The 6,560-nt window shown below is 61.5% G+C and carries 4 protein-coding genes; 2 read left to right on the plus strand and 2 right to left on the minus strand.

Annotation, left to right across the window (positions count from 1 at the left end; genetic code table 11):
- Positions 1–12: 12 nt before the first annotated feature.
- A complete protein-coding gene (locus NKI79_RS10610) occupies positions 13–1,161 on the minus strand; it encodes a YcaO-like family protein (RefSeq protein WP_352801443.1) in 1,149 nt (382 codons plus the stop codon).
- Positions 1,161–4,328, minus strand: coding sequence for an ATP-binding protein (locus NKI79_RS10615; RefSeq protein WP_352801444.1), 3,168 nt, complete (start codon positions 4,326–4,328; stop codon positions 1,161–1,163). The genes NKI79_RS10610 and NKI79_RS10615 overlap by 1 nt, the downstream gene beginning before the upstream one ends.
- Positions 4,329–4,828: 500 nt before the next feature.
- Here NKI79_RS10615 and fabI point away from each other — a divergent pair, with 500 nt between their 5' ends.
- Positions 4,829–5,647, plus strand: a complete 819-nt coding sequence (fabI, locus tag NKI79_RS10620; protein WP_352476656.1) for an enoyl-ACP reductase FabI — start codon at positions 4,829–4,831, stop codon at positions 5,645–5,647.
- Between the two features lie 31 nt (positions 5,648–5,678).
- Positions 5,679–6,266, plus strand: a complete 588-nt coding sequence (locus tag NKI79_RS10625) for a histidine phosphatase family protein (protein ID WP_352801445.1) — start codon at positions 5,679–5,681, stop codon at positions 6,264–6,266.
- Positions 6,267–6,560 lie beyond the last annotated feature (294 nt).

The following is a 6,560-nucleotide window of genomic DNA, read 5'->3' on the forward strand; positions in this document are numbered from 1 at the left end:
GGTCGCATCCGGTCACTCCACTAAAGGGTACAATTGCGGGATAACTATCCTGACGGCCGACAGTCGGTTCCAAGGGCTGGTGTTGAGGCGGATCAGATACACCGCGCTGATTCCGCTTTCCTCCAGTCGTGCGAGAAGACTGCCACGCAAGGTCTGCCCGCTCGCCGCTCGATCGGCAGGCTGGCGGGCGAAACTCACGTCCTTGCGGCCGCCGATGATCAGCTGGCGGTGCGCCTCGATAAGCTGCCAGTCGGGATATTTCGGATAAGACGCCCGGGTCATGTCGTCGCGCGCACCCGAGATCGCCGCAAGCCGCGCCTGCGCCGCCTCATGGATCGCTTGGACGGCAGCTGCCGCCGGATCGAATGCAGCGGCCGAGCCGTCGGCCGGCAGATGGAGCAATGCCGTCTCGCGAGGATTGCTCTCCATCAGATGGCACCAAATCACAGGCAGGCCAACAGGCGACGGCGCAAACCAAAGGCCGACGATCATGTCCTTTCGTGCAAGTTCATCCAAAAGGGCCACGACCCTTGCGTCATCGATGGTCGCTGGATCGATTCGCTGGTGTTGCAGAAAACCATGCGTCTTGAGAGCGCGGGCGATCGCATCGCGTTCGACGCATTCCAATATGCCGTGTATGATGGCGTCTGCTTCATCAAGCGCGGCCGCCAGTCCGGTTGTCGTTGGCGTGAAAATTCCGTCACAGGGGGTGGGCGGTACGAGATAGGCCGTGTGCACCAATTCCAGCGGAACGAAGTCGCGGCCGCCGCCCAGCAGGTTCTCCGCCTCCATCCAAGCGATTTCTCGGCCGCGCCAATCAGCAGGGGCGGGCTCTCGCAGCCACGTCTCAAATCGCCCGTAGGGTATCCCGAGTAACCTGGCCGAAGCGTAAGCTGCATCAAGATATTCGATGCGCTCGGCGAAAAAGCTCTCAGCGGATTCCAAAATGGCCGATATGGCAGCGCGAGCCAGGCTGGCACCCTTTCCCTGCGCGACCGCGTTTGAAAACGAGAACGGCCTCGTTGCCTGCACGACCGGGATGCCGAGACGGTCCAGGCCGGTAATGTCCGCAATACGGGTGATTCCCAACGCTTGTCGCATCGACATCAGATACGTCAGCGCTTCGTCTGCCGGAGGACCAAGGCGCTCATATTGTTCCACTATCGGCTGGCCCGCAGTTCCGGCTCAGGGTTGACGATCAGCGGTTCGCCGGGCTCAATCGACTTCCTTGCCGCTTCGACACGGTCGTTGTAGCTCCGAAACAGTACGGGCGAGAGATTTGACGCGCTGAGCGTCTCGTAGGCCGCGATGAGGATGGGCACGGCATTTTGCTCGGCTGCAGTATTGAGGCTCTTCTCAAGGGCAGATGCCACCTGGCCAGCTGCCGCGCCGTCAAGGACGAGAAGTTGTGCAATTCGCCGGTGTAGTTCCGCCAGCCAATATCGACTGCCACCCGCCTCGGCCTGCGCCACCGCCGAATGAAGCAGGGCAAGCGCGTCACTGATCTCACCCGAGCGCGCGAGAAGTTCCGCCAGCATGCCGCAATAGACGGGCTCGTCCTCAGGTGTCTGCACTTGTCCATGCAGGCCGAGGGCCTCACGCATCTTGTCCTTGCCCCGCTCGAGGTGGCCAGCGTTGCCATCGCACCAGCCCTCGAAGATTTGTGCCGAGACGACTAGCGAAGGCAGGTGATGAAGCGCGGTCAGCTGCCGCAGATCCTCAATCACGTCACGCAACGAAGCGAAGTCGCGGCGATAGCAACTCAGCATCGCGCCGTTGATACAGGCATGCGCAATGCTGCTGACATGGCCAGTCTGCTGAGCCCAGCGGCGGGCCTCCGACATGGAGCGGAGAGCGCTCGTTGCACGTCCCGAGAACCACAGCGACAGTGCACGATGCGCCAAGCCGCACACGCGCGCGTCGTGCCCCCCAAAACGCGTGGCATTCGCGTGCCCCTGGCCCACGTCATAGTGCGGCAATCCAGCATCAACCGCGGCTATGCATCCACCATGGTCTCCGCGATTGAAATCGACTGCCCACAAGCAGTGCCTAGCCTGAAGCTGAATCTCGGGGTCGTTAACCTCCTTTAGATCACTGACGACGGCCTGCGCCCGCTCGCCATCAACGACCGAACCCGTGAACCACCAACCCCAATAGATCGGGAACCACTTGGCGCGCTCCGCTATCGGCCGACGCCGTGCGAAATTTACGCCTTCGTCGTAGAGCCTGCGGGCATGCTCGGAATTTGGCCCTTCGACAGCGGTCAATATCGGCCCGAGCGCAACCATCGCCGAGAGCCGCAGCGCATCCCGTTTGTCATGATCAGAAACCTGCCCGCAAAGCGCAATGGCGTGCTCGAGCAGCTGCCTTGCCTCAGCCATAGCCGAGCGGGACGAGCTTTCCATGCCGGCATTGACGAACTCGCCGATCGCTTCGTCAAGCAGGCCGCCTCGCTCAGCATGATCTGCAAGAGCTGCCGTTGTTAGCCAGCCAACGAGGCTGCGGTTGCCACTAGCCACCGCATAAAGACGCTGATGCAGGATCCGGCGCCGTTTCCGCAGTGTTCCACTATAGATCGTTTCTTGGATAAGCGCATGCCGAAACGCGTACACTGTTGCCGCTGCATGCCTGGCGCGTATGAAGCCAGCCTCGGCCAGGGCATTGAGCGCCGCAGAGATTGTGCCCGGGTCAAATTCCGGCAAGAGCGCCGACAGCAAGTCCAGGCTGAATCTGTTGCCGGCGACGGCGGCCGCGCGCGCCACCTCGCGGGCGCGGCCGAGAGGCTCGAGCCGGGCGTCCAACACTGTTTCCAACACCGCCGCGCGGCCGAGCGAAACACCCTGTGGCAGGTGCTCAGTACCGCTAGCGGCATTCTCCGCCATCCATTGGCAAACCTCCTCGATGAACAGGGGTACACCGCCGGTGACGCGCTCGACCAACTCTATCAGCTCAGGCGCGGGCGCTCGTTTGCCTTGAGGCCACATCGTCGCGATTGCCCGCAAGGTGTCGGCATGCTCAAGGGGAGCGAGCAGGACATGCTTGCTTTTTTCGTCCAGCCAGTCGCCAGATCCCGGCCTCGTCGTTGCGATCAAGAGCACGGGGCAACTAGGAACCAGTTTTGCAAGTTCACCCAGCAGTTGCTTCGACGTAAGGTCGATCCAGTGAATATCTTCAACGATCAAGATCACTGGGCCACTGGCGCACGTTGCTTGTAACGCATGGCGCGCAGCCCAACCGGCCTTCTCTCGGATCACTTCCGGATCCATCTCATGGAAACCGGACCTCGCGCCTTCCACGCCGAGCAGAAAAGAAAAGATGTCGACGACTTCGGCGTCGTGAATGTCATGTGCTGCGAACACCTCTGCTACAAGCGCAGGGGTGAGTGCACGCTCGCCATCGTCGAAATTGCCCAGCATCGCCTGCCGCAGTGGATACAGCGTCGAACGCGAGTCGCCTGGCATACATTGGAAGAGGAGCAACCTGTTGCGTTGGAAACGCGTTCGCCGGCGCACCTCGTGTAGGATGCGCGACTTGCCAATGCCGGCCTCGCCCTCGATCACTACGACTTGGCCACGTCCCGAAACGGCCTCATTCCAACATTCGTGGATCAGCTCGGCCTCATCCGTACGGTCGACCAAGGGACTGGTGAGGCGTCCGAACGCGGAGAAGCGGTCTACCCCCCGCTTGTGACTCAGCGCCTGCCAGACCTGCTCGGGTTGCGCGAAGCCTTTGATGACGTGAGAACCGTAGAAGCTAAATACGTGTGAGCGCCGTGCCAGATTGCGCGTCTCGTTGCACACGACGACGGTATCCGGCCGGGCAATTGCCTGCAGCCTGGTTGCCAGCGCAAATGCAGGGCCGGTTACCGTGTCCTGCGCTACAGCGGTGTCGCCCTTCAGGATCAGCGTCATCGAGGTCGCCACACCGACCCTTACATGCAGGTCGCTCCACCCTTTCTCCGCGGCAAGGAGCTTGCACGCCCTGACGATCTCAAGTCCGGCGCTGATCGTCAGCGACGCCGCATCCTTCGCACCCAGATCGACTGGGAACACAGCGACGCCGCCGTCGCCGACCTCGACCGTCACGGTTCCGGAGCACGATACAATCGCTTCCTTGGCGGCCATTTGAAACGCCAAGATAAGTTCCTCAAAATCTTCGATGCCGAGCAGGCCCAGCAGCTCGGTGGAGCCTACGAGATCGTAGCAAAGAGCGGTTAGTATGCGCCGTTCGTGACGGGTCTCGACACCGTCATCCGTCAACCCTTTGCCGATCGGAAGGCGCGAGCCAGTCCCCGCCTTCGGAACATCAACTCGGCTCTTATGCGACATGTCACCCTCGCTGACAGGGCATACTATCAAAAGTATGACAGAGCACAAATTACTGAGCGGCGATCGCCGGAAGGTGCGACGGCTGCTCAGGACCTCTCGCCTGTGGGTTGGCGGACTCAACGTCAAATTTTTTGTCCAAAGGCAGACATTCGACGGCCTAAGCCCAGACGTCCGCTCCCGGCGCACCGCAAAGCGGTCGTCCACGGCCCAAAGTATGGAAGTCGGCTCGGGGTCATGAGTGCGACTTCGGCCGCTGGCCAACGAAACTTCCGCCAAAGGGTCATCTTCCGCCGTGACACCGATACTGGCGTCGGATTTTTCCACTGGCCCACGACTGCAAGGTCAAAGCGCTACAGCGTCCTTTGCGCGCCCAAAAGGACGCGCGGCTCTGTAGACCAGCGGCTTTGTCCCCCGAACTGTCCGCTTTGAACGCTTGAAGGGGCACTGTGGCTGTGCGATAGGCACTCCACAAAGCAGAGAACCTTGCGGAGAGCGCTGACATGGCGGGTGAACGGGGCCTTATGGCCGGCAAGCGCGGCCTTATCCTTGGCATCGCCAACAATCGCTCGATCGCTTACGGCATTGCCAGGGCCTGTGTCGATCACGGCGCCGAGATCGCGCTGACCTATCAGGGCGAGGCGTTCAAGAAACGTGTCGAGCCGCTCGCGGCGGAACTGGGCGCGCATGTAGCGGGCCATTGCGATGTGACCGACCCGGCCAGCCTCGATGCGGTGTTCGCCGATATCGCCAGCCATTGGGGCAAGCTCGATTTCCTCGTCCACGCTATCGCCTTTTCCGACAAGGACGAGCTGACCGGCCGCTATGTCGAGACGACGCGCGATAATTTCCTGCGCACCATGGATATTTCGGTCTATTCCTTCACGACCATTGCCAAACGTGCCGAGGCGCTGATGACCGACGGCGGCTCGCTGCTGACGCTGACCTATTACGGCGCGGAAAAGGTGATGCCGCACTACAACGTCATGGGTGTCGCCAAGGCGGCACTCGAAGCCAGCGTGCGCTATTTGGCCGTTGATCTCGGCGCCAAGAAGATCCGTGTCAACGCGATCTCCGCCGGCCCGATCAAGACGCTTGCCGCATCCGGCATCGGCGATTTCCGCTATATCCTGAAATGGAACGAATACAATTCGCCGTTGAAGCAGACGGTCACGCAGGAGGAGGTTGGCGATTCCGGCGTCTATTTCCTGTCCGACCTTTCCCGTGGCGTCACCGGCGAGATCCATCATGTCGATTCCGGCTATCATGTCGTCGGCATGAAGGCGGTCGACGCGCCGGATATTTCGACGGTCAAGGACTGACGCCACCGCCTGACCTCTTCCGGAAGACCTGATGTACCCGCTCGTCTATATCGTGCGCCACGGCCAGACGGCGTGGAACGCCGAGGCCCGGCTGCAGGGGCAGGCCGATACCGACCTCGACGAGCTTGGCCGCGAGCAGGCTAGCCGCAACGGGCGCAGGCTGGCCGAACTCATCGACAAGCCCGAAGATTTCGACTTTGTCGCCAGCCCGATGCGGCGCACGCGTGAGACGATGGAGCGCCTGCGCGCGGCGATGAAGCTCGATCCGCACGCCTATCGTACCGAGCCGCTGCTCGTGGAATTGAGCTTTGGCGACTGGCAGGGTTTCACTTTTGCCGAACTCGAGGCGAACAATCCTGGTTCGACCAGGCGCCGCCGGCTCGACAAATGGAATTTCCAGCCGCCCGGCGAAGGCGCCGAAAGCTATCAGATGCTGCTCGAACGGGTGAAGCCGTGGTTCGACGCGCTCGATCGCCAGACGGTCTGCGTGACCCATGGTGGCGTAATGCGCGTAATGTTCCGCTTGGTACTGGGGATGTCCGAACAAGATGCGGTCAGCATGGACGTGCCGCAGGACCGCCTGCTCAGGCTGGACGGCCGGCGCCTGGAGTGGCTTTGAGCGGTCAAACTCTTAACGATCAGCCCCTTCTCAGGCATTGAAGGCAAGTCGGAACGATGCAAGGTGACCCGACCTCCAGATGGCGAGCCGCGAATAGCCGCTTTGCGCCGCATATCAGCCGCTCAGCATCCCTCGCCATTGCCTGAAAGCGGACATCGTCGACAGCGAAGTTCCGTTCGAGGGTACGCAAGGAGCGGCACTCGGTCTCAACTAATCGGGCGACTGCTGCCAGTTGGATTGCCTTGGCCCGTTCCATTTGCCGCTGGCCGCCAGGCCCAGCAGAGTTTCACGGCA

It is taken from the genome of Mesorhizobium sp. M0340 (assembly GCF_040321535.1).
Lineage (GTDB): Bacteria > Pseudomonadota > Alphaproteobacteria > Rhizobiales > Rhizobiaceae > Mesorhizobium.